Origin of the sequence: Crystallibacter degradans (assembly GCF_012952295.1) — a bacterium.
In the GTDB taxonomy this organism is placed as follows: Bacteria; Actinomycetota; Actinomycetes; order Actinomycetales; family Micrococcaceae; genus Crystallibacter; species Crystallibacter degradans.
The window spans coordinates 52747-76607 of sequence record NZ_JABBCH010000016.1 but is presented as its reverse complement, the minus strand read 5'-3'; the positions used below and the strand labels follow the sequence as shown (position 1 = coordinate 76607).

Below are 23861 nucleotides of genomic sequence, written 5' to 3'. Positions count from 1 at the left end.
AAGGGCAAAACATTATGGGAAACATCCTGGTACTGATCGAAACCACCGCCGCCGGTGCGTCGAAGCCGACTGCCGCCGGCCTGCTCGGCGCAGCCGCAACCATCGGCACACCGGTGGCCGTGGCGGTGACCACTCCCGGACAGGGCGCGGACCTGGCAGCGCAACTGGGCTCGCTGGGCGCAGCGCATGTCTACCTGGCCGAATCCGACACGGCAACCACCGAGCTGGGCACAGCGGAGGTCGGAGCCCTGGCCGACGCCGTGCAGGAGTACGCGGCCCAGACCGTGCTGGTGTCGAATACCAATGACTCCAAGACTGTCGCCGGACGGCTGGCGATCGTCGCCGGCGGCTCTGTGGCTGCGGATGCGGTCGGCGTGCGCTACGACGAAGAGGGGCAGGAGGTCATCGTAGAGCACTCGGTGTTCGGCGGTGACTTCACCACGCAGTCGACGATAGAGGGCGGTCTCATGATCGTCACAGTGCGACCGGGATCGATTGATGCGCGGGCCGAGGCAGTAGCCGAGCCGCAGGTCAAAACCGTTCCGGTGTCGACCGCCGCTGCCCCGGGCGCGCGGATCGACCAGGTCACCGACGCCCCGGCCCAGACCGACCGCCCGGCCCTGCGGGGCGCCCAGGCTGTGGTCTCCGGCGGGCGCGGACTTGGCTCAAAGGAAAACTTCGCTCTGGTCGAGCAGCTCGCAGACAGCCTCGGAGCCGCAGTCGGCGCATCCCGTGCGGCCGTGGACTCGGGCTACGTGCCCCAGTCGTTCCAGGTGGGGCAGACCGGCGTTTCGGTGACCCCGGACCTGTATGTGGCCTTGGGAATCTCCGGCGCCATCCAGCACCGGTCTGGCATGCAGACCGCGAAGACGATTGTGGCCATTAATAAGGACGGGGACGCGCCGATTTTCGAGATCGCTGACTTTGGTGTGGTCGGCGACGTGTTCACCGTGGTGCCGCAACTGATCGACGAGATCAACGCCCGCCGCGGCTGACGCCTGGCCCGGACCTGCTGCACGTGATCGATTGACCGTCCCGGAGGCGAGAGGCACGATGACCAACGAGAACAGCGCGGCTGACCCCGCCGCGCGCCGTCAGCGCATGGCCGGATATCGGCCGCTGACACCGCAGGCTCAGCCGGATGGTGCGGCGGACGACGTCGACACCACCGGCACCATGGCGGCCGCTGCCGAGAATTCGGCCGCACGGGCGGCGCCCGTCTCGCAGGCACCGGAGAAGGAACAGATTGCTCCCCAAGCGCCTGCCCAGACACCGGTCCAGTCTCGGTCGCCGGATGCCCAGTCCGCTTCGCCCGCGCAGGATGCGGCAGCCTCGCCGTCGCAGGGAACCCAGCCCGCAGCAGTCGCTCCGGTGAAGAGGCAGCGGATGGGCGGTTATCGGCCCCTGCCGCAGGAGGAGCGGGGCACGAGCGACGCCGGACCTCTCGCCGAGGAGCCGGAGTCGCAGGCTGCACCGCAGCCACCGGCCCCGGTGCGCAAGCAGCGGATGGGTGTTGAGTCCGCCGCCTCCACCAATGCAGCACCTCCGGATGCGGCACCCGCCGATGAACCACCTGCTGCGCCCGTGCGGAAGCAGCGTATGGGGGTGGCGCCGTCGACTTCCGGGCAGGAATCCGCACCAACGGCATCAGGCAAGACCCGGATGGGAGCAGCCCCGTCACCGGCCGGGTCCCCTGACGTCAAACCCGTCACCGCTGGCGGCACCCGCCAGCGCATGGGCGCCACCCAAGGGCAGGGAGCCACAGCGGCAGCAAGCCCCGCTCCTGCCCAAAGTGACTCTGCCGCGCCCGTCCGCTCACGTATGGGATCACCGACTTCGCCCGCGACGGCGACCTCCACGCCGACCGCCGAAGAAAGGGCGGCCCAGAGCGGCTCCGGATCGACTCCGTCGGCAACCTCGAACCGGCCCGCCACATCTGGTGGAGCTGCTGAGACAGGAGGACGCCCGACGTGGGTTAGGCCGGTAGTGGTGACCGTCGTCGTTCTGGTGTTGGCTCTGGCTGCGGTGCTCTGTGCCCGCTGGCTGCGGACTATGGAGCCAGTGCAGGAGTTCATCGCGGCCTATGACGGTCATGCGTCTCAGCCGGATAGTGCCCCGGTGGGGTTGCCGGCATGGTTGGGCTGGCAGCACTTTTTCAACATGTTCTTCATCGTGCTTATCGTCCGGACGGGCCTGCAGGTCCGCACCGAGCGCAAGCCTCCAGGTTACTGGACCGCGAAGAAGGACTCTTTCTTCTCCCCGAAGGGCAACACCCCGAAGAAGGTCTCCCTGTCCCAGTGGCTGCACCAGAGCCTGGACGTGTTCTGGGTGCTTAACGGGCTGGTCTTCATCATCCTGCTGTTCGCCACCGGGCAGTGGGTGCGGATCGTGCCGACCAGTTGGGATATTTTCCCGAACATGCTCTCCACCGGCATCCAGTACGTTTCGCTGGACTGGCCGACGGAAAACGGGTGGGTCCACTACAACGCCCTGCAGGTCATGACGTACTTCATCACTGTGTTCATCGCCGCGCCGATGGCGATCATTTCCGGCATCCGGATCTCCACCTGGTGGCCGGAGAGCGCCACAGGGCTCAACAAGGCCTACCCGGTGGAGTGGGCCCGGGCACTCCACTTCCCGGTGATGATCTACTTCGTCGCCTTTACCATCGTGCACGTGTTCCTGGTCTTCTTCACCGGGGCGCTGCGCAACCTGAACCACATGTACACGTCACGCGACGCGGTGGACTGGTGGGGGCTGATCATCTTCGTACTCTCCCTGTTGGTTATCTCGGCCGCCTGGTTTCTGACGAAGCCGCTCTTCACCACACCGATCGCCGCCCGGACGGGCAAGGTCTCCAAGTAGAGATGAGAAGCGAAGAGCAGCCATCCCGCATAGCACTATGCGGGATGGCGGCTCTTCGACCCGGCATCGCGCCGGTCGGCGGCGCTTCCTACACCGCTTCGAGCACGCTGACGTAGTTGGCAATGGCCAGGCCGCCCATGTTGTGCACGGCGGCGCGGCGCGCACCGGCCAGCTGCATCTCGCCGGCGGTGCCGCTGAGCTGCATGGCCGTGACCACATGCTGGGAAACACCAGTCGCGCCGACGGGATGGCCCTTGGCCTTGAGTCCGCCGGAGAGGTTTACCGGCAGCTTGCCGTCCCGGTAAACCCAACCTTCTTCGATGGCGCGGCGGCCTTCGCCGGCAGGGGTGAGGCCCATGACTTCGTACATGATCAGTTCGGCGATGGTGAAACAGTCGTGTACTTCGGCGAAGTCCAGATCGTCCAAGCCGGCGCCCGCCATGGCCAGTGCGCGTTGCCAGGCGGCGACGCTGCCCGCGAAAGCGGTGGGATCGCGCTTTTCCACGGGCATGAAGTCATTGGCCTGGCCGAATCCTGCGAGCCGGACGGGTGCAGTGGCCGACGACGAAGGCGCGGAGCCGCTGGTGAGCACGACTGCGGCGGCCCCGTCGGAGACCGGGGAGCAGTCCGTGCGGCGCAGCGGGTCTGCGACCATCGGGTTCTTGTCCGAAACGGTCCGGCAGAACTCTTCGCCGAGGTCCTTGCGCAGCTGGGCATAGGGGTTCAGCACGCCGTTGCGGTGGTTCTTCGCGGCGATCGAGCCCAGCACGTCGCCCGCCGGGCCGTAGCGTTTCTCGTAGTGCTTGGCGGTCTCGGCGAAGAGTCCGGCGAAGCCGGTGGTGGAGGACTTGCCGGCCATGTCGTAGTCGGCACCGAGCAGCGCTGCGCCGACCACGTCTGGTCCGGCCTGGGTCATCTTTTCGGCCCCGATGACCAGCACGTTGCGTGCGGTGCCGGCGAGCAGCGACTTGGCGCCCTGCTGCACGGCCGCGGAGCCGGAAGCGCAAGCGTTCTCCACCCGTGTTGCGGGGACGTTGGCCAGGTCGTCGGAGACCTGCAGGGCCAGCGACGAGGCGAAGCCCAAAGGCAGCATACCGGAGTTGAACTGGCCCAGGTAGATCTCGTCGATCTGTCCCGGTTCCAGCCCGGCGTTGGTGATGGCTTCGCGGGAGACCTGGACGATCAGGGATTCCAATGTCTCATCGGTCAACTTGCCGAACCGGGAGTGGCCCCAGCCGGTGAGCAGAATGTCCTTGCCGAACTGTTCCTGCAAGCTCATCGCTGTGCTCCTTCCAGGGCCGCAGCCAGTTCCGTGTCGAGGGCAGGTGCTACCGTGAAGGGTGCCTCGGTTTTGTCCCGGACCTCATCGAGTGTGACTCCGGGGGCCAGCTGCGTCAGTACCAGTGCCGGGCTGCCGCCGTCGTTGTTTGAGGTGTTGTCGCCGTCGTTGTTGATGTCGAAGACGGCCAGATCCGTGATGATGCGGTTGACTACGCGGACGCCGGTAAGCGGCAGCGAGCATTCCTTGACGATCTTGGGGGTGCCGTCCTTGGCCACGTGGTCGGTCAGCACCACCACGCGCGGAGTGCCGGCGACCAAATCCATGGCGCCGCCCATGCCCTTGACCATCTTGCCGGGAATGGTCCAGTTTGCCAGATCGCCCGCTTCCGAGACCTCCATTGCCCCGAGGATGGCGACCTTCACATGGCCGCCGCGGATCATGCCGAAGGACGTGGCCGAGTCGAAGATTGACCCGCCGGGCTGCACGGTGACGGTTTGCTTGCCGGCGTTGATCAGGTCCGCGTCTTCCTCGCCCTCGTAGGGGAACGGCCCCATGCCCAGCAGTCCGTTCTCGCTTTGCAGCACCACCCGCACGCCCTCGGGCAGGTTGTTCGCCACCAGGGTGGGGATGCCGATCCCCAGGTTGACGTAGTCGCCGTCGTTCAGTTCGGTGGCGGCGATGGCCGCCATCTCGTCTCGTGTCCAAGCCATGGTTCTCTCCTTCAGTTTCGTGTCCGGGTGCTGTCTGCTCAGGCGCCGACGGCGGCGGGCCGCGGGCGGACGGTGAGCTTTTCGATGTCCTTGTGGCGTCCGCTGGTCTGGACGAGGTGCTGGACGTAGACCCCCGGGGTGACGACGTGGTTGGGGTCCAGCTGGCCGGGCTCGACGATGACCTCGGCCTCGGCGATGGTCACGCGGCCGGCGGTGGCGACCACCGGGTTGAAGTTGCGGGCGGTGTAGCGGTAGACCAGGTTGCCGTCAGTGTCCGCGGTGTGCGCGTGGACCAGGGCCAGATCGGCGACGATGCCACGCTCCTGGACGTACAGTTCGCCGTCGAACTCCTCGTGCCGCTTGCCCTCGGCGATCTGGGTGCCGACGCCGGTCTTGGTATAAAACGCGGGGATGCCGGCACCGCCGGCGCGCAGCCGCTCGGCCAGTGTGCCCTGGGGGTTGAACTCCACTTCCAGGGTCCCGGCGAGGAACTGCTCGGCAAAGAGCTTGTTTTCACCTACGTAGGAGGCGAGGACTTTACGGACCTGGCCGGACTCGATCAGCACACCGAGCCCCTTGCCGTCGATGCCCATGTTGTTGGAAACGACGGTAAGGTCCTTGACGCCGGAGTCGCGGACGGCATCGATCAGGTCGGCCGGGATGCCGCTGAGTCCGAAACCGCCCACTGCGATCGTCATTCCGTCATGCAACACACTTTCCAGTGCGGCCGCGGGACCTGCTGCCAGTTTGGACATGCTTCCTCCTCGTTGAGTATTGGCGTTCATGCACGCCGTGCTGTCCATCTTATGGACAAGTGGATTACTTGCAGGCTAGCGGTGGTCCGGAGGGGGCGTCAAGAGGGGCACCTTTGCTGTATTCACACTATGGACATGCTGCAGTAGAGTGTCCATATTGTGGATTCAAGGAGTGGAATGGCAGAGAAAACGGTGCAAGGGGCGCAGGTTGTCGGGCGGGTGGCCCAGCTGCTGCGCATTGTTGGACGCTCCCCTGAAGGAGGTGCGGCGCTTCCGGCTATCGTCGAGGCATCGGGTCTTACACGGCCCACGGTCTACCGGCTGCTGAACTCCCTGGCGGCCGAGGGGCTGCTGGATCATCATGCCGAGACGGGCACCTGGCATCTGGGCCCCGAGATCTATGTCCTCGGAGCCGTCGCCGCCAACCGGTACGCCATCGAGGACTTGGCCCGGCCGAGCCTGCAACGCTTAGCAGACGAAACCGGCGAGAGCGCATTCCTTTCCATTAGGCGTGGCGACGAAACGGTCTGTCTGCTGCGCGTCGAAGGCAGCTTTCCGGTGCGCTCGTTCGTTCTGCATGAAGGCGTCCGCTTTCCGCTGGGAGTTGCCTCCGCCGGACTGGCCATCATGGCCTTCCTCCCGGAAGCGGAGGTGGACCGGTTGCTTGACGACGGCGGTACGCGCGGCGAACGCTTCGGCCCGGCCCATACCGCAGAACGGATCCGGGCGAATTTGGAAGTGACCCGTCGCAACGGCTACACGGTGAATCCCGGACTCATCCTTGAGGGCAGCTGGGGCATGGGCGCCGCGGTTTTCGATCGCCAGGGCAACCCGGCATGGGCTCTGTCCCTCACCGGCATCGAGCAGCGGTTCCGCCCGGAACGGCAGGAATTCCTCGGGAAACTTCTGCTTGAGGAGGCGCACAAGATCACCCAGCAACTGGGCGAGCACGCCAGTGCGCGCTGAGAGTTTGATACTCGAGTTCGGTACAGACCTTAAAGCTCTTGCGTTGGCATCAGGCTGCCAGCCGGTCAGGTTCTGTGTCTTCCCAAACGTCGAGGACGCAGCGCCGCAGTGCGGTTGGAACGGTGATGTCCTGTCCGATGACGATCAGACCCAGGTCAAGTCCCCTGTGGTGGTGTAACGGTTCATTTCTTTCGAGGTGTTGAAGGTTAGAAGGGGTGGCCGTCGAATCGGGTGGCGGTAGCGGGGTCCTCCTCTCGGCAGGTGCCGGTGTCCTGGCGCCATATGGGGTTGATCGTGCCGTCGGGGAGCCAGAAGTCCTCGGGCCAGGGTGCTGGCCTTCCGTGCTCGTCCCACCAGCCGGTGTCGCAGCCGGCGGTCAGGAGCGCCAGATCGGGTGCGTGTGGTGAGGCGTGTGGTTGGCGAAGGCTCATGCTGCCGCTCCCAGCTCGGGCAGCTCGGTGCTCGGTTCGATCCCGGTGTGCGCTGGTGTCAGGCGGCAGCGGGCAAGCACTTCGAGTCCGAGGTAGCGGCGGCCTTCGGCCCATTCATCGCTTTGCTCGGCCAGCACGGCTCCGACGAGGCGGGTGACCGCGTCGCGGTTCGGGAAGATTCCGACTACGTCGGTGCGCCGGCGGATTTCCTTGTTCAAACGCTCGTTGGGGTTATTGGACCAGATCTGTTGCCAGACGTCCTTCGGGAAGGCTGTGAAGGCGAGGATGTCGGCGCGGGCCGCGTCCAGGTGCGCGAACACTTTCGGCAGTCTGTCCTCGACGTAGTCCAGGAGCCGGTCGAACTGCGCGTTCACGCTGGCCGTATCGGGTTGGTCGTAGACCGAGTGGAGCATCGCTTTGACCGCCGGCCACATGCTCTTCGGGGTGGCCGACATCAGGTTTGCCGCGTAGTGGGTGCGGCAGCGCTGCCAGGAGGCGCCGGGAAGGTTCGCTGCGATGGCCTCGACCAGGCCGGCGTGGGCGTCGCTGGTGACCAGGCGTACCCCGGTAAGGCCGCGGGCGACGAGGTCGGCGAAGAAGGTGTTCCACGCAGCTCCGGTCTCCGAGGTCGCCACGCGCAGACCGAGGACTTCGCGGTGCCCGTCCGCGTTGACGCCGGTGGCGACCATGACGACCGCGTTGATAACGCGCCCGCCTTCGCGGACCTTCATGGTCAGCGCGTCGGCGGCAACGAACGTGAACGGGCCCGCATCATCCAGCGGCCGGGTCCGGAACTGGGCGACCTGCTCATCGAGATCCGCGGCCATCCGGGAGACCTGCGATTTTGAGAGCGAGTGGATCCCGAGGGTCTTGACGAGCTTGTCCATGCGCCGGGTGGAGACCCCGGCGAGATAGCAGTCCGCGACGACAGTGATCATTGCCGCTTCGGCGCGCTTGCGCCGTTCCAGCAGCCATTCCGGGAAGTACGTGCCCTGCCGCAGCTTCGGGATGGCAACATCGATCGTACCGGCGCGCGTGTCCAGCTCGCGGTGGCGGTAGCCGTTGCGCTGCGTTACGCGCTCGGGTGAGGCCTTGCCCCATTCGGCGCCGATCACGGCATCCGCGTCCGCGGACAACAGTGCGTTGATCATCGTTTGCAAAAGGTGTCGCATCAGATCCGGCGACGCGTCGCCCAAAGCTTCTGAAAGTACGCTGGCAGGGTCGACAATGTGAGGAGCGGTCATCGTAGCGATGTCCTTTCGAGTGGGTTGTAGGAGATTCCTCGAAGGAGTCCCACGGTGACCGCGCCCCGTTCAGGGGCGTTACCTGTCAACCGGTGGGCGCTACACCACTTTAAGGGGCACTACTCAGACCCAACTCTTGGAGGTACTTCAGACGCCGTCCCACCTCGGCGTAGAACTCCGCTGTTTCCGGAGTTGCACCGCCCGGCATCAGCGCACCCGGATTGGTCAGAATCAGCCCGGACACCGATCCTGTCGTTTCGGCCGCATGTGCAAGGATACGGCCGATAGTCTGACCTACGGGAAGCTCGTCGCTGTAAGGAGAGCTGTCGCGACTGAACTCATTTTCAAAGCATGCGTATACGAGAGTTTCGAGAAGGGCCAGACGGTCGGGATTGTCCCCGTTGCTGAAGGTATTCCGAATGTCTGCCAATCGTTCTGCTGAGCCTTGGGTTGGGGTGAGGCCCAGATTTGCAAGGATATCGAACCTGACTTGTGCTGAGTTTTTGTCGGTCGCGTCCTGATCGAACACTGTGACTGATGCCCAAAATTCTTGGCGCCAGGTGGGTCCGGTATCACTGTGCAATTGTGCATCCACGGCTGCGAGCAAGTTTCGTGCCTTCTTCGCGAGAGGCGTTTCTTCGAGGAACTTCAACTGTTCTGTTGGGTCCAGCTCGGACCATTCGAAACCGCGGTTCGGTCCGACGGCCTCGAATGCGATATGCGCCCGGTGATAGTAGTTTCGCAGGTCCTCCAACTGTCTGGTGGTTCCTGTCCAACGACCAGTCTGCTCCAAGAAATTGGTGTACAGCGACATCGAGCTCACAAACGGAATGAAGAGGAAATCATCTCCCTCGGCGATCTCATCAACACACAAGCAAATCGCGGCTTCAAGCGGGAGCGCGCGGAACGAAGTGCAGCTGGAGCCTGGCTGGAGCTTCCGGTGGAAACCCATAACCATCTTGACGAACTCCAAAACGTAATGGCTCTCTTGATCCGTTGCGTCCTTACCTATCCAATCGGTATATGCCGGGGCCAACGCATCGATCTCGGCTTCGCGGCTTGGGATCTGGCGGCGAGGCTGATTCGGACGGGTGTTTTTGGAGCGGCGCTTCTTGCTTCGTCCCACGTTGGTGCCTTTCGTCGTGAAGGGTGGTCTGGTTCGTCCACCTTCCCCCTCTACGACAATGCACCGCTATCCCACGCATCCAGACTGTGGATAACTGCTAAAGGAGGATACGCAGAGGCTCTTCCAGCGTCTGTTTGAGGTCCCGCAGGAAAGCCGCCGCGGTGGCGCCGTCCAACACCCGGTGGTCTGCGGTCATGGTCAGCTTCATGATCCGCCGGCTCTGCAGCGTCCCGTCCTGCACGAACGGTTCCTCAGTAGCGGCGCCCACCGCCAGGATGGCTGCCTCGGGCGGATTGATCACTGCGGTGAAATTATCGATTCCGAACATGCCCAAGTTGCTGATGGTGAACGTGCCGCCGCTGAATTCATCGGGCTTGAGCTTGCCTGCGCGGGCCTTCTCCGCCAGCTCCCGCGTCTCCGCGGCGAGTTCGTCCAGGGCCTTGGTATCCGCGTCCCTGACCACGGGGACAATGAGGCCGTTTTCAATGGCGACGGCGACGCCGATATGGGTGCGGCCGTGCTGCAGGATCTTATCTCCTGCCCAGGAGGAGTTGACCTGCGGGTGCGCATGCAGGGTGACCGCGCAGGCCCGCACCAGCAGGTCGGTTACGCTGACCTTGATTCCGGAGTCCGCATAGCGCTGGTTTACTTCCTGCCGGAACGCGAACAGCCGGTCTACGCCCACCACGTTGGTCAGGAAGAAGTGGGGCGCGCTGGCGCTTTCGGTCAGTCGGCGCGCCGTTGCCTTGCGCATCTGCGTCAGGGGCACCTCGGCGGAGTCCGCGCCGGTATCCGTTCGGCCGGCAGCTGCTGCTGACCGCGGTTCTCCGGCTTGGCCGGGCTGGGCCGGTTGCCCTGACTGGGCGCCTTGGTCCGTATTCTCGGTTCGCCCTTCGCCCGATGCCGCCGCGGCTTCGACGTCGGCGCGGACTATCCTGCCGCCTGGGCCGGACCCCGTGATGTTGGCTGGGTCAAGGCCGTGCTCGGCGGCGATCCTGCGCGCCAGGGGCGAGGTCAAGATCCGGCCGCCCGATGCCGGTTTGGCCGGTTCCTTCGGTGCTGCTGGTGCCGCGGATGGTGCGGGCGCTGCAGGTTCGCTGGGTGCTGCCGGTGCTTCGGCCGCCGTCGTACTTTGTGCCGTTGGAGTGCCGGGTGCCTCCTTGCCTCCGGTTCCGCTCCCGTCGCCGATGATGGCTACCGGTTCGCCGATGGCTACGGTGGTGCCCTCGGGAACGAGGAGTTTCTCCAGGACGCCGTCATCGAACACCTCCAGGTCCATGGTGGCCTTGTCCGTGTCGATCTCGCCGATCACGTCGCCCTGATGGACCGTGTCGCCCTCCTGTTTGAGCCAGCGGCTGATGACACCTTCTTCCATGGTGTCGGACAGGCGCGGCATGAATACTTCCGGCATGACTGGCTCCTATCGGGAGAAACTGGTGTCGTCGAGGACTTCGCGGATGACCCGGACCAAGTCGCTGGCGTCCGGCAGCGCCGCCACTTCCAGGGCTTTGGCGTACGGCAACGGCACTTCGGCGGCTGCCACGCGTCCGACCGGGGCGTCCAGATAATCGAACGCGCCCTCCATGAGGGAAGCAGAGATCTCTGCGCCGATACCGTAGCTCAGCCAGTCGTCCTCCAGCACCACGGCCCGGCTGGTCTTGCGCACCGAGGCACAGAATGTTTCCCGGTCCAGCGGCCGCAGACTCCGCAGATCCACCACTTCGACAGAGATGCCCTCGTCCTCAAGCTGTCTGGCGGTTTCCAACGCAATGACCGTGCCGCGGGAGTATGTGATGACGGTCAGGTCGCTGCCCTCCTTGACCACCGCCGCCTTGCCGATCTCGGCGATCTGCTCGCCGTCGGGTACTTCGCCCTTGGTGTTGTAGAGGGAGAGGTTTTCGAGGAAGATGACTGGGTCGTCGTCGCGGATGGCTGCGGTGAGGAGTGCCTTCGCGTCGGCAGGGGTAGATGGAGCCACTACTTTCAAACCAGGCACATGCGCGTACCAGACTTCGAGGTTTTGCGAATGCGTGGCCGCCAACTGTTGTCCGCCGCCGCCGGGAAAACGGATGACCATGGGCACGGGCGTCTGGCCGCCGAACATCCCGTAGATCTTGGCCGCGTGGTTCACGATCTGGTCGATGGCGACAAGGCTAAAGTTCAGCGTCATGATCTCGACGACCGGCCGCATACCCAGCATCGCGGCACCGATGGCGGCTCCCACGAAGCCCTCTTCAGCGATCGGCGTGTCCCTGACCCGTTCCGGTCCGAATTCCTTCAGCAGGCCGGCGGTGATCTTGTAGGACCCTTCGAAGATGCCTATTTCTTCGCCCAGCAGGAACACGTTCTCGTCCCGCGTCAGTTCCGCTCGGAGGGTGTCGTTAAGGGCCTGCCGGTAGCTGGTGGTGGGCATTCCGTCTCCTGTGCTGGCTCCGGTGATGGTCATAGCCGTGGTTCCCGGGCCGCGGCCGGCTGGCCGGGCAAGGCCTGCGGCGCGTTGGCCACCGGGGTGGCATAGGCAAAGTCGAAAAGTTCGTCAGGCGTTGGCGCTGGGCTGGAATCCGCGAAGGCGACGGCGGACGCCACCTTCTCCGTGGCGTCGTCCTCGATCTGGACTGCCTGCTCCTCGGTGAACACGCCCGCGGCGAGCAGTTGCGCCCGGAACGCTGGCACAGGGTCCGCGGCCTGGGCCTCTTCCACGTCCGCTGCAGAGCGGTAGCGTGCGGGATCCACTACGGAGTGGCCGCGCAGCCGGAAGCTCATGACCTCCAGCAGCCCCGGTTGGCGGTCAACCCGTGCGCGGTCCAGGGCTGCAGTCGCTGCGTCCCGCACCGCGACGACGTCGTTGCCGTCCACACGTTCGCCGGGCATCCGATAGGAAGCGCCGCGCTTGTAGAGCAGGGGCTCGCCCGAGGCCGCCTCCACCGTGGTGCCCATGCCAAGCCGGTTATTGACGATTACGTAGACGATGGGCAGGTTCCAGATGGCGGCGATGTTCAGCGACTCATGGAACGCGCCAATATTGGTGGTGCCGTCGCCCATCTGGCACATCACCGCTTCGGCGTCCGGCCCGGGTTTTCCCCGGAAAGTCAGGGCCAGTGCCGCGCCCGTGGCCGGCGGGAGCTGGCCGCCGACAATGCCGTAACCGCCGAGCATCCGCGTCTGTGTGTCGAACAAGTGCATCGAGCCGCCGCGGCCCTTGGCCACCCCGGTGGACTTGCCGAAGAGCTCGGCCATGACGCGCCCCGGATCCATCCCGCGGGAGAGCGCATAGCCGTGGTCCCGGTAGTTGGTGAACAGGTAGTCCTTCTCCTGCAGTGCCGCCATCAGCCCAACCACGGTGGCTTCTTCACCGAGGTTGAGGTGGCAGTAACCGCCGATTTTAGCCCGCTTGTACATTTGGTCCGCGGTGAGCTCGAACTTCCGGATCAGAACCATCTCGCGGTAGTACCCGATGAGCACCTCTGGCGGTTCATTCCCAGGGAATGATCCTGCCGCCTGGGACCCTGCTGTCACCGGGGCTGCCTGGTCAGTCATCGCTTACCTCCATCTCCTGGATCTGGTTCAGCTTATGGACCGGTCAAGGACCCGGCGGCTGCTCGTGCAGAACGAACCTCTCGCTGTCCGCCCCGCATTTGGGGCAGGCCTTGGGCGGGTGTTCGCCCCGCACCGGTTCGCCGCAGGCACCGCAGACCCACTCGGTAGCCAGCAGCGCCACGATGTCCGCGCGGCTGACGATCCCGACCAGGCGCCCGTTCTCCAGGACCGGAACGCGCGCGATCCACTGGTTGACCAGCAACTGCCGGATGTCGGAAATGGCGGTCTCCGTGGTCACGCTGATCACGGAGCTGGTCATGACCTGCGCCGCCGTGACGCCCGGTGTCGCCAGCAGATCGTACTCGCTGACCAGGCCGACCACATGCTGCTCATTGTCCACTACCGGCACGGCGCTGATGCGGTGTTTGCCCAGCATCTGGACGACGTCTTCGACCAGTGCTTCCGCGGCAACGCTGATGACCGGCGTTGTCATGATGTCGCGTGCGGTTACCGGGGCATGGGTCTCCACCAGCAAGCCACCTTCCTGGATCGTGCGGCCGGGCCGCAGAGATCCGATCAGCCGGAGCGGGGAGCGTCTCGCTGCGCTTCCCTCTGACCTTCAGCCTAGCCAGCCGTCCGTATTTGGCAAGGGGCTGATGTAGGTTGTGGATGCCGCCCAGGGCACCTGCCGGCGTATATTCCTCCCAATGGAAGTTTCGATAGGGCCGCCCGACCACCGTGCCGGCGGGACCGGTGCAATTCGCCGGGGTAGTGGAAGGAGCTGGAGTTGGAGTTGGAACAGATTAGTACGACGGCGGGACGCGGCTTTGCGCTTCTGTTCCGCGGAATTAAAGCCCTCCGGCCCGAGCGCCCGATCCACCCGGAGGGCGTCAGCCTCACCGGGTCGGTCGACAAGCTTCCGCCCACACAGCGAAGCGGTATCTCCTGGGTTGATACTCCAGGTCAGGTTCAGGTCCAAGCCCGGCTGTCGCGATCGATCGGCTTGCCCGGACCGCTGCCCGACATCGTGGGGCTGGCGCTGCGGATCCCGGCCGGCTCAGCTTCCTTCGATGTGCTGCTCGCGTCCACTGGGATGTCCGGAGCCAGCCGTTTCATTCTGATTCCGCACAGATCCGCTTCAGAGGCAGCTTTCACCACCTTGATGCCGTACCAAGGCAGCCGAGGTCCGGTCCTGCTGGCTGCCCGGCCGCTGGACTCCGCGCCCAGGCTCCCCGCCAAAACGGAGGATTTCCGGCAGGCACTCGGGGACCGCGTCTGGACGCTGGGGCTCTACCATTCGGCACTCCGCGGAGATTGGATCCGGTTCGCCACCCTGTCCCTGACACTTGATCCCAACCAACAGGACACGGACCGGCGTTTCGATCCGCTGCTGCACCCGCTGCCCGGCGCGGGCATCTACCGGTGGACCAGGACCCTGCGCGAGCCCTCCTACACAACGGCCCGGAAACCGAGCTAACAGACACGGGCTCCCCGTATGATGGCGCTCGTGACCGACGCTAAACCACTCCGCACCGCCGTCATCGGATTCGGCCTTTCCGGCCGGGTCTTCCATGCGCCATTCCTCGAAGCCAGCAGCGACTTCTCGCTGGACTTCATTGTTACCGGCAATCCCGAGCGCGCCTCCCTGGCCAGGGCAACCTATCCGGAGGCGGAAGTCCTCGCCAGTACGCAGGAGCTCTTCGGCCGCGCCGCCGAACTGGACCTGGTGGTCATCGGGACCCCGCCGGCAAGCCACTTCGCGCTCGCAGACACCGCGCTGGAACTCGGGCTCAACGTGGTGGTGGACAAGCCGTTTGTCCCCACGTCCGCAGAAGGCGAGGCGCTGATCGAGAAGGCGGGGCAGAACGGCGTCGTACTTTCGGTCTTCCAGAACCGGCGCTGGGACTCGGATTTCCTCACGCTGAAAAAACTGATTGACGACGGCGGACTCGGCCAGGTTCATATCTTTGAGTCGCGTTTCGAACGGTGGAAGCCGGCCGGCCTGCGCGCCTGGAAGGCGACGGCCGGGCTAGCCGAGGGCGGCGGAATCCTCTCCGACCTCGGTTCGCATCTGATCGACCAGGCGCTGCAGCTGTTCGGTCCCGTGGCCACGGTCTACGGCGAGACGGCCCGGCACACTGACGCGAGTGCTTCGGAAGCGGATGAGGACGCGTTTGTGTCCCTGCTGCATGAATCAGGGGTGCGCTCGCGGCTCTCCATGAACCTGATCTCCGCGCTGCCGGCCCCGCGCTTCCACGTGCTTGGTTCCAAGGGTGCCTTTACGAAGTGGGGCATGGACGGGCAGGAGGCAGCGCTCGACGGCGGCGTGCTGCCATCCGCGGCAGGGTACGGCGAGGAGCCGGAAGAGACATGGGGGACCACTGGGGTGCCCGGCGATGTGCGGCCAGTCAAGGCCGAGCGCGGGGCGTACCCGGAGTTCTACCGGCAGTTGGCGGCAAGCATCACCGCCGGCGCACCGGTGCCGGTGGACCCGGCGGAGTCACTCGCCGTCGTCAGGATTATCGAGGAGGTCCACCGGCAGAACCAGCAGCGCTAGGGGCGGTCAGGCCAGCCGCTCCTTCGGGGCCCGCGTCTTGGCCGGGTCCCGTTCCGCGAGGCCGCCGATGACGTCATCGATCTTGCCCATCACCGCTTCGTCCAGCCGCACGCCCGCAGCGGCGACATTGGAGACCACCTGCTCCGGCCGGGACGCCCCGATGATTGCGGAGGCGACGTTCGGATTCTGCAGGACCCAGGCGATGGCGAGCTGGGCCATGGTCAGCCCGGCTTCCTCGGCCAGCGGCGCCAGTTGCTGGACGCCTTCGAGCACGTCGTCGGACATCCAGCGCTCGATCATCTGGGCACCGCCCTTCTCGTCCGTGGCACGGCTGCCGGCGGGCGGTTCGGCGCCCGGCAGGTACTTGCCGCTGAGCACGCCCTGGGCCATCGGAGACCAGACGATCTGCGAGATGCCCAGCTCTTCGGAGGCGGGGATGACCTCACCTTCAATGACCCGCCAGAGCATGGAGTACTGCGGTTGGTTGGAGATCAGCTGGATGCCCAGTTCCCTGGCCAGCGCGTGTCCGGCGCGCAACTGCCGGGCGTCCCACTCGCTGACACCGATGTAGAGTGCCTTGCCCGCGCGGACCACGTCGGCGAAGGCCTGCATGGTCTCCTCGAGCGGGGTCTCGACGTCGTAACGGTGGGCCTGGTAGAGGTCCACATAGTCCGTCTGCAGCCGGCGCAGCGAACCATCGATCGACTCCATGATGTGCTTGCGCGACAGCCCGGTGTCATTGTGCCCCTTGGGTCCGGTGGGGAAGTAGACCTTGGTGAAGATCTCCAGCGATTGCCGCCGCTCGCCCTTCAACGCTGCGCCAAGGACTTCCTCCGCGGCGGTGTTGGCGTAGACGTCCGCGGTGTCGAAGGTGGTGATGCCGGCGTCCAACGCCGCCCGCACGCACTGGGTTGCCGTGTCGTTTTCCACCTGCGAGCCGTGCGTGAGCCAGTTGCCGTAGGTGATTTCGGATATTTTCAGGCCGCTGTTGCCCAGGTATCTGAATTCCATGCTGCCCAGACTAATGCCTAAGTACGACGCCGGGCCGCGACTCAGGCGATATCGCCCGCCTTGTGAGGGAACAAGACCCGCGCCACTTGCCGGGCTGCATCCTGGGGATCGTCCGGCAGATCCGCGGGCAGGTTCCCGCTGAGCCAGAGGGAAGCGAATCCATGCACCAGTGACCAGGCAGCCAGTGCAGCGTCCTGGGTCTGGGTGCCACCGTCCTGCGCGTACGGCGCGGCACCCTCGTAAAGCATCCGCGATGTCCTGGCCTGGGCCGCGAGCAGTTCCGGATCGTCCGCATGGTAGAGCTCAGGCCGGAACATCACCTCGAAGTGGGCGCGGTGTTCAACGGCGAATCCTACGTAGGCGACGCCGACAGCCAGGTACCCGTCGGGCTGGCCCGCTGCCTTTTGCAGGACATCGCCGAGCAGGCCAAACCCCTGCACGGCGACGGCGGTCAACAGGCCGGCTTTGTCGCCGAAATGATGTGCCGGGGCGGCATGGGAGACGCCGGCGCGCCGGGCCAGATCGCGGAGGCTGACCGCTGCGGGGCCGGACTCGCTGATCGCCTCCAGCGCCGCATCGATGATGGCGCGGCGCAGATCTCCATGGTGGTAGTTCGAGGTTTCCATCCTCTTAGAGTAGCCGCTATCTAGTCATTGACAAGTTCGTCTATCCGAGTAATCTAGTCAGTGTCAAGATAAATACGATGTCCAATGGAAGGACTTCTCATGGCACCCCTCATCACCCTGTTGGCAGTAACGCTGCTGCTGCGGCTGGCCGGGACTCTCGGCCTCAAGCCGCTCCGATCCTGGCAGGTGAGCCTGCGCGGCGGGTTGGCCGCCATGCTGGTCCTGACCGGAACGGCCCACTTCAACGGAATGCGTGCGGACCTCATCGAGATGGTGCCGCCGGTGCTTCCTTACCCCGGGCTTCTGGTCACGCTGACCGGCGTGCTGGAACTGGCTGCTGCCCTAGGCCTGCTACACCGCCGGACAGCTCCTTGGGCGGCTGCCGGATTGACGCTGCTGCTGGTGCTCATGTTCCCGGCCAACGTCTACGCGGCGGTTGCCGGGATCGACTTCGGCGGGGAACCCGCCACAGCGCTGCTGCCGCGAACGCTGATGCAATTGGTGTTCATCGCCGCTGCCGCCGTGGCCTTGCCCTCTTTCAAGGCACTCCGCAGACGGCGGAAGGCCTCGTCGCCTCTCCGCAGGGGCGGTCTTCCGGTCCGTGTTTTTGACGGCGGGCAATAGCGGCGTCCTCTTTGCGGCCTCTCCGGCGGGACTTCCTGAATGGAGGTTCCGCCGCTGGCCGTAGCGTGGCCGCCGGCCTGTTGCCGTAGCCGACGGGTGGCCATAGTCTTTCCACAAGCCCCGCCGCGCACACTTCCACCAGAATCCTCTTCGGTATCTGCCGGCGGGGAAACAGGCGTGTCGGCAGGACGCCGCCGGGCAAACCGGCGGAATGGGGAGCGGAGACGGAATGGACTGGGCAGGCTGGGCAGTGTTCGGACTGCTCGCAACGGGTGCACTGACCATGGTCATGATCGCCGCGCAGATGGCCGGACTGACCCGGCTCGACCTGCCACTGGTCCTGGGCACACTGGTCACGCCCGATCCCGACCACGCGCGGGTGGCAGGCTTCTTCATCCATCTTGCTGCCGGTCAGATCTTCGCGTTGGGCTACGCGGCCACGTTCGCGCTGCTGGGCCAGGCGACCTGGTGGCTCGGGGGACTGCTGGGCCTGCTGCATGTGGCGGTTGCCCTGACCGTGGTGCTGCCGCTGCTGCCCGGCGTCCACCCGCGGATGGCCTCGCACCGGGCAGGACCCTCGAACCGCGCCGCACTGGAACCGCCGGGCTTGCTGGCTTTGAACTACGGTATCCAGACTCCGGCCGTGGCGGTGGCCGCGCACCTGGTTTACGGCGTCATGCTCGGGCTGCTTTTCCAGGTCCGCTGATGGATGCGGGACTGCCGGACATCGGGGACTACGGGCTGATCGGCGACACCCGTACCGCCGCGCTCGTCTCCGGCGCCGGCGCGATCGACTGGATGTGCGTGCCAAGTTTCGACGGCGAACCAGTGTTCGGGCGACTGGTCGGCGGGCCTGAAGCGGGAACTTTCCGCCTGGGCCCTGCCGCGCCGGCTGCGCCCAGGGAGCGCCGCTACCGGCCGGAGACGGCGACGCTGGAAACCACCTGGCCCGTCGGCGAGGGCACGCTAATCCTCACTGACGCGATGGTGGCCGAAGTCCGCGGCCAGCTGCTGCCCGCCACGCTGCTGGTGCGGCGGCTGACGGCCGTGGGCCAGCCGGTGGAGGCCGTGGTGGAGTTCGATCCGCGTCTGGGTGAACGGCATGTCCGGCCACGGGTCCGTTCCGGGTCGAGCCTGGTCTGCGTGTGGGGCCAGCTGGCGCTAAGTCTGGACAGCGATGCGGAACTGTCGATCGAACCCGGCAAACCGGCGTCGTTCTTGGTAACCCCGGGCCATCCCGTCACCCTGGTGCTGGGGGTGGCATACGGGGAACCGCTGGTGCACGTGGAGCCGAAGGCGGCAGGGGAGTTGCTGGCGGCGGACGAGGAGTTGTGGCGGGCGTGGGCAGCGGAGATCGACGGCGGAACACCGTACCGGGACGCGGTGGTGCGCAGCCTGCTGACGCTGCGGCTGCTGACCTATTCACCCTCCGGGGCTCCGGTGGCCGCTCCGACAACCTCCCTGCCTGAGTTCCCGGGCGGAATCCGCAACTGGGACTACCGCTACGCCTGGCCCCGGGACGCCAGCATCGGGGTCGGGGCGTTCCTCGGTGTCGGCAAGGCCGCCGAAGCCCGCAGTTTCCTGCGCTGGCTGCTGCACGCCAGCCGGTTGGAGCGGCCGCGCCTGCCCGCGATGCTCACGCTGACCGGCAGGCATGTTCCGCCGGAACGCACCTTGGCGGGATGGCCGGGATACGCCGAAAGCACGCCGGTCCGCGTGGGCAACGGCGCCGCCACGCAGCACCAACTGGACGGTTACGGCTGGGTCCTCGATGGGGCCTGGGTGCTGGTGGAAGCAGGGCACAAGCTCTACTCGGAGACCTGGCGGGCCATGCGCGGATTCGCCGATCTGGTGGCCCGCCGGTGGCAGGAGCCCGACGCGGGCATCTGGGAGATCCGCGACGACGCCGCGCACCACGTGCACTCCAAAATGATGGGCTGGCTCGCCCTCGACCGCGCGCTGAACATCGGGCGGACCCACCGCGTCTCGCCGCGGCAGCGGCAGCGGTGGCTCAAGGCCCGGGAAGCGCTTGCCGCCGAAATCAGGCTCAGGGGCTTCGATCCGGAGGGGAACACATATACCCGCAGCTACGGATCCGCCGACCTCGACGCGGCCGTGCTTATCCTGCCGCTGCTGGGCATCGAGGAGCGTGATTCGGAACGGACCCGGGGTACCGTGGACGCCATCCGCCGAAAGCTGTCCGCCGGTGGACCACTGCTCTACCGCTACCCGCCCGGACGCGACGGCCTGCCCGGGACGGAGGGCGCCTTCCTGCCCTGTTCCTTCTGGCTGGTGCAGGCGCTCGCCGAAACGGGCCGCCGTGCCGAAGCTGCGGAGCTGTTCGAGGAGATGCTCGGGCTGGCGAATGATTTGGGGCTCTTCGCCGAAGAAATGGATCCGCAGACGCACGCCCAGCTGGGGAACTTCCCGCAGGCCCTGACCCACGCGGCGCTGGTCCAGGCCGCCCTGGCCCTGCGTGAGTCAGAAGGTTAACCGTTCATAGGTTTTTCCCAACGCCCAAACCGGAAGCTGGTTGCGGGGCACGCACTGACATCGCGCCTTTGACGAGGAAACTGTGCACGAGGGGGAACTCATGACATCCGATCCTGAAATCCAGCTAAGGCCGCCCAACGGCCGAAGGAAACAACGACGGCGGGCGGTGGGGATGGCGGCGGCAGGTGCAGTCCTGCTTTCGGGCCTGTCCGTTCTGCCGCCGGCGTCGGCGGCCTCGCTTCCCGCAGGCGGTGCAGGGCTGTCGCAGTCCGCGCTGGCGGGGATGCTTCCGGCTGCCTTGCCGACCGGTCCGACCGGGGTGGGCCCGGTCAATCCGGACAATGGCTATCCGTACTGGTACGGCGACGGCGGCGATCCGGAGCGCGGACTCGCTCCCGTCCGGCTGGAACTGTGCGTGGACGCCGTGGCCTGTCCGGTCATCGGTACCGACTACGACCCGACACAGCCGCTGACGGTTCCGGGCAACTTCCCGGAAGAGTCCTTCTGGTGGTCCGGCGAAGCGTCCCTGACCATGCCCGACGGGGCCGAGGCCCGGCTGATCATGGCCCAGGAAGCAGCCTTCAGCGGAGCCGGAGAGGTGGCAGACGGCCAGCAAAACGGCTTCGCCCGGCTGCGCATCCGGCTCGAAGACGGCGAACCGGGCCAGCAGTACACCTTCACGCACCCGTACGGTGTGGACGTCCTGACGGCCGATGACCGTGGCCGGATCCGCTTCACCGAGGACATCGGCTGCATGCAGCAGCCCTGCACCTGGGAGGAGTCGTCGGAGGGCCGCATTGGCCCGTTCCTGCGTTGGGCCCCGGACGTTCTTCCCGCCGCGCCAGACGGCTTCATCGGCGACCCGAACGTGGAACACGAGGTTGTGGGCAGCCCTCACGATACGAACTTCTTCCGGGTTTCGGGGCCGTCCGGCAGCACAGCAGAGACAAACCTCTTCGCCGTCCAAGGCAAGATCGCGACGGTCGAAGCAGGCGTGGACAAGCCTGGCGGCCTTTACAACTCGGCACAGACGGTGAAGATCCATTCGTCCTTCCCTGAAGGCAAGATCATCTACACCGTGGATGGGACGGATCCCGCCGTCAACGCGGACGGGACAGTCAACGGTACCGAGTTCGTGCCGGCAGCCGGGGCGGACATCTCGGAAGTAGCCGTGGAATTGGCGACCCCCGGGACCAACACGCTGAAGTACATTTCGATCGATCCGGCAACCAATGAGTCCACCGAGATCTACACCGAAGTGTACGAGCTGGACGCCACCCGGCCCTGGCTGGATGCAACACCCGATGCCGCCGTCGGCCCGCTGGCCGGGCCGCAGATGGTGACGTTGAGCGGAAATACCAACGATCCCGCTGTTGCGCCGGACATCTACTACACCACGGACGGCTCCACACCGGAGTTCTCTGTGGACGGGGAGCCGCTCGGCAATACCTGGGAATACACGGAACCGATGCAGATCGGGACTTCGACCAACCTCCGCGCCGTCGCCGTGGACCCTGCTACGGGGACCGCCGGCGAAATCCGGTCCTTCCCGTTCAAGGTCCACAATCTGCAGGCGGTCGGCCCGAATGGCGACCATGGCTTCCCGGAATGGTTGCGGGACAACGGCTGGGAAGGCCAGGAACCGGTCCAGCTGGACCTGTGCCTGGAAGACCCGCTGTGCCCGGTCGTCGAGGAACGGCCGAATCCGCTGGAGCCAACCTCTTTCCCGGACAACTTCCCGGGTGAGGCCTTCTGGTTCGCCTCTGAGTCGGTCATCGATGTCGGGGGCGAAGAGGTCCAGCTGACGTTGGCATCGGAAGCAGCCTTCGGGGCCGACATGGTGCGGGACGGGGACCAGGTGGCCTTCGGCCGGATCAGGGTCCGCGGCGACGGCGTCTTCGAGCCGGGTGCCACCTATAAGATCACGCATCCCTACGGTGCAGTGGAGCTCGTGGCTGACGTCGACGGCAACCTCAACTACACCGAGGACCTCGGCGCGCTGAACGGCACCGGCGACTTCTCCCATCTGCTGGAGGCCAAGATCGGGCCGTTCCTGCGGTGGGACGAGGGCGCTCCGGCAGGCTACCTCGGCGACGGCAACACGCCGCACGCCGTCGTCGGCAGTCCCTACGATACGAACTTCTTCAAGGTCGAGCAGGTGACCGAGGCCGACGGCGACGAGCTGTCGACACCGGAGGTGCTGGGCGAGACCGAAGAGTTCGTGGTCCAGGGCAAGATTACGGGAGCAACCCCGCCGGAGGCGCCGGCGGTGACGGCCAACGTGGCAGGCGGCACGTTCAATGCAGTGCAGGCCGTGGAACTGGCAGCCACGCCTGCCGATGCCCTGATCTTCTACACCCTTGACGGGGCGGATCCGGACACTGAGAGCACACCGTATACCGGGGCCATCGAGATTGCGGCTGAGGGAACGACTACCCTGAAGTTCGTCGCTTACAACGGCGGTGTTCCATCGGAAATCGTGACTCAGACCTACAACCTGGATCTGACGGCGCCGGCTCTGACCGCCAATGTTGAAGCAGGCGAGGTCCCCGCGGACACCGCTGTGACCCTGTCGGCCGAAGAGGGTGCGTCCATCTTCTTCACTCTCAACGGTGCAGACCCTACTGCCGCTAGCACGCCCTATACGGCACCGGTGCAGCTCGCCGCAGGCCAGACGCTGCGGGCCGTAGCGATCGATGCTGCCGGCAACACCAGTGCGATCGGCGCCTGGACCACCACTGCGGCGACCGAGGAACCGCCGGTAGACACGGAGGAACCGCCGGTTGACTCGGAGACACCGGTTGAGGAGGAACCCGCTCCAGAGAAGTCGAGCAATGATTTCACCGGTGACTCCAAGGCTGACCTCATCACCACGGACCGCTCCGGCAAGCTCTGGCTCTACGTGGGCAAGAACAACGGCGGCTACGAACCGCGGAAGCAGATCGGCTGGGGCTGGAACAGCATGACCAGCCTGGTCAGCACCGGCGATACCGACGGTGATGGCAAGGCTGACCTGGTGGCCCGCGACACGGCCGGCAAGCTCTGGCACTACGCGGGCAAGGGAACCGGCTGGTTCGCACCGAAGAAACAGATCGGCTGGGGCTGGAACATCATGACCAGCATCGTCGGACCCGGCGACTTCAACGGCGACGACAAGAACGATCTGGTTGCCCGTGACAAGGCAGGCGATCTGTGGCTGTACGCCGGCCACGGTAACGGCTGGTACGCCCCCAAGCAGAAGATCGGCTGGGGTTGGAACAGCATGACCATGATTGTCGGGCCGGGCGACTTCAACCGCGACGGCGACGCTGACCTGGTGACCCGGGACCGTGCAGGGGACCTGTTCCTCTACGAAGGCGACGGCAACAGCAGCTACGCACCGAAGCGGAAGATCGGCTGGGGAGGCTGGAACAGCATGACCATGATTGTCGGACCCGGCGACTTCAGCGGCGACGGCAAGACTGACCTGGTGACCCGGGACCGTGCAGGGGACCTGTTCCTCTACGTAGGCGATGGTGAGGGCCGCATGGCACCGAAGAAGAAGATCGGCTGGGGCTGGAACATGATGAACAACATCCTCTGATCCGGATCTGACCAAACAAAAAACAGCGAGGCCTCCTGCCACTACCGGCAG

21 protein-coding genes are annotated in these 23861 nt (G+C 65.7%); 9 read left to right on the top strand and 12 right to left on the bottom strand.

Annotated features, from left to right (window positions below; all coding sequences use genetic code 11):
* The first annotated feature begins 14 nt into the window (after positions 1-14).
* Together HGO92_RS19210 and HGO92_RS24560 are read left to right on the top strand one after the other, a co-directional pair.
* A complete protein-coding gene (locus tag HGO92_RS19210) occupies positions 15-995 on the top strand; it encodes an electron transfer flavoprotein subunit alpha/FixB family protein (protein WP_169997709.1) in 981 nt (326 codons plus the stop codon).
* A gap of 58 nt (positions 996-1053) precedes the next feature.
* On the top strand, positions 1054-2865 hold the full coding sequence (locus HGO92_RS24560) for a cytochrome b/b6 domain-containing protein (RefSeq protein ID WP_346769027.1): 1812 nt from the start codon (positions 1054-1056) through the stop codon (positions 2863-2865).
* An 88-nt stretch (positions 2866-2953) separates the two neighbouring features.
* Here HGO92_RS24560 and HGO92_RS19200 read toward each other — a convergent pair whose 3' ends face one another.
* Genes HGO92_RS19200 through HGO92_RS19190 form a run of 3 tightly spaced genes read right to left on the bottom strand, consistent with a single transcriptional unit; the run spans position 2954 to position 5612 of the window.
* On the bottom strand, positions 2954-4144 hold the full coding sequence (locus HGO92_RS19200; RefSeq protein ID WP_169997697.1) for an acetyl-CoA acetyltransferase: 1191 nt from the start codon (positions 4142-4144) through the stop codon (positions 2954-2956).
* Entirely contained in the window at positions 4141-4857 is a 717-nt protein-coding gene (locus HGO92_RS19195) for a CoA transferase subunit B (protein ID WP_169997695.1), read from the bottom strand. The genes HGO92_RS19200 and HGO92_RS19195 overlap by 4 nt, the downstream gene beginning before the upstream one ends.
* A gap of 38 nt (positions 4858-4895) precedes the next feature.
* The gene (locus HGO92_RS19190; RefSeq protein ID WP_169997693.1) at positions 4896-5612 is read right to left on the bottom strand and encodes a CoA transferase subunit A; all 717 of its coding nucleotides are present in this window, start codon (positions 5610-5612) and stop codon (positions 4896-4898) included.
* 177 nt (positions 5613-5789) lie between these two features.
* On the opposite strand from HGO92_RS19190, the gene HGO92_RS19185 reads away from it, so the two are divergent.
* Positions 5790-6578, top strand: a complete 789-nt coding sequence (locus HGO92_RS19185; RefSeq protein ID WP_169997691.1) for an IclR family transcriptional regulator — start codon at positions 5790-5792, stop codon at positions 6576-6578.
* Between the two features lie 206 nt (positions 6579-6784).
* On the opposite strand, the gene HGO92_RS19180 is transcribed toward HGO92_RS19185, so the two are convergent.
* The 7 genes from HGO92_RS19180 to HGO92_RS19150 form a co-directional block, all read right to left on the bottom strand.
* Positions 6785-7009 carry a hypothetical protein gene (locus tag HGO92_RS19180; RefSeq protein ID WP_169997600.1) on the bottom strand — a complete coding sequence of 75 codons (225 nt, stop codon included), beginning with the start codon at positions 7007-7009 and terminating at the stop codon, positions 6785-6787.
* The gene (locus tag HGO92_RS19175; RefSeq protein ID WP_169997689.1) at positions 7006-8253 is read right to left on the bottom strand and encodes an IS256 family transposase; all 1248 of its coding nucleotides are present in this window, start codon (positions 8251-8253) and stop codon (positions 7006-7008) included. The genes HGO92_RS19180 and HGO92_RS19175 overlap by 4 nt, the downstream gene beginning before the upstream one ends.
* A 109-nt stretch (positions 8254-8362) precedes the next feature.
* Positions 8363-9379 (bottom strand): hypothetical protein, encoded by a 1017-nt coding sequence (locus tag HGO92_RS19170; protein WP_169997687.1) that lies wholly within the window; start codon positions 9377-9379, stop codon positions 8363-8365.
* A 97-nt stretch (positions 9380-9476) separates the two neighbouring features.
* Positions 9477-10790, bottom strand: a complete 1314-nt coding sequence (locus HGO92_RS19165; RefSeq protein WP_169997685.1) for a dihydrolipoamide acetyltransferase family protein — start codon at positions 10788-10790, stop codon at positions 9477-9479.
* Between the two features lie 9 nt (positions 10791-10799).
* The gene (locus HGO92_RS19160; RefSeq protein ID WP_169997683.1) at positions 10800-11792 is read right to left on the bottom strand and encodes an alpha-ketoacid dehydrogenase subunit beta; all 993 of its coding nucleotides are present in this window, start codon (positions 11790-11792) and stop codon (positions 10800-10802) included.
* 29 nt (positions 11793-11821) lie between these two features.
* Positions 11822-12916, bottom strand: coding sequence for a pyruvate dehydrogenase (acetyl-transferring) E1 component subunit alpha (gene pdhA, locus HGO92_RS19155; protein ID WP_169997681.1), 1095 nt, complete (start codon positions 12914-12916; stop codon positions 11822-11824).
* Between the two features lie 43 nt (positions 12917-12959).
* The gene (locus HGO92_RS19150; protein WP_205834756.1) at positions 12960-13445 is read right to left on the bottom strand and encodes a CBS domain-containing protein; all 486 of its coding nucleotides are present in this window, start codon (positions 13443-13445) and stop codon (positions 12960-12962) included.
* Between the two features lie 258 nt (positions 13446-13703).
* Here HGO92_RS19150 and HGO92_RS19145 point away from each other — a divergent pair, with 258 nt between their 5' ends.
* Both HGO92_RS19145 and HGO92_RS19140 read left to right on the top strand, forming a co-directional pair.
* Entirely contained in the window at positions 13704-14393 is a 690-nt protein-coding gene (locus HGO92_RS19145; RefSeq protein WP_240974776.1) for a hypothetical protein, read from the top strand.
* 21 nt (positions 14394-14414) lie between these two features.
* Positions 14415-15473 (top strand): Gfo/Idh/MocA family protein, encoded by a 1059-nt coding sequence (locus tag HGO92_RS19140; protein WP_169997743.1) that lies wholly within the window; start codon positions 14415-14417, stop codon positions 15471-15473.
* 6 nt (positions 15474-15479) lie between these two features.
* Here HGO92_RS19140 and HGO92_RS19135 read toward each other — a convergent pair whose 3' ends face one another.
* Together HGO92_RS19135 and HGO92_RS19130 are read right to left on the bottom strand one after the other, a co-directional pair.
* A complete protein-coding gene (locus HGO92_RS19135) occupies positions 15480-16484 on the bottom strand; it encodes an aldo/keto reductase family protein (protein ID WP_169997679.1) in 1005 nt (334 codons plus the stop codon).
* 41 nt (positions 16485-16525) lie between these two features.
* The gene (locus HGO92_RS19130; protein ID WP_169997677.1) at positions 16526-17110 is read right to left on the bottom strand and encodes a TetR/AcrR family transcriptional regulator; all 585 of its coding nucleotides are present in this window, start codon (positions 17108-17110) and stop codon (positions 16526-16528) included.
* Between the two features lie 99 nt (positions 17111-17209).
* Here HGO92_RS19130 and HGO92_RS19125 point away from each other — a divergent pair, with 99 nt between their 5' ends.
* The 4 genes from HGO92_RS19125 to HGO92_RS19110 all read left to right on the top strand — a co-directional run bounded on the left by HGO92_RS19125 (position 17210) and on the right by HGO92_RS19110 (position 23810).
* Positions 17210-17734 (top strand): DoxX family protein, encoded by a 525-nt coding sequence (locus HGO92_RS19125; protein ID WP_169997676.1) that lies wholly within the window; start codon positions 17210-17212, stop codon positions 17732-17734.
* A 211-nt stretch (positions 17735-17945) separates the two neighbouring features.
* Positions 17946-18440 carry a hypothetical protein gene (locus HGO92_RS19120; RefSeq protein ID WP_240974774.1) on the top strand — a complete coding sequence of 165 codons (495 nt, stop codon included), beginning with the start codon at positions 17946-17948 and terminating at the stop codon, positions 18438-18440.
* A complete protein-coding gene (locus HGO92_RS19115) occupies positions 18440-20227 on the top strand; it encodes a glycoside hydrolase family 15 protein (protein ID WP_169997674.1) in 1788 nt (595 codons plus the stop codon). The genes HGO92_RS19120 and HGO92_RS19115 overlap by 1 nt, the downstream gene beginning before the upstream one ends.
* A 100-nt stretch (positions 20228-20327) precedes the next feature.
* Positions 20328-23810 (top strand): chitobiase/beta-hexosaminidase C-terminal domain-containing protein, encoded by a 3483-nt coding sequence (locus HGO92_RS19110; protein ID WP_169997672.1) that lies wholly within the window; start codon positions 20328-20330, stop codon positions 23808-23810.
* Positions 23811-23861 lie beyond the last annotated feature (51 nt).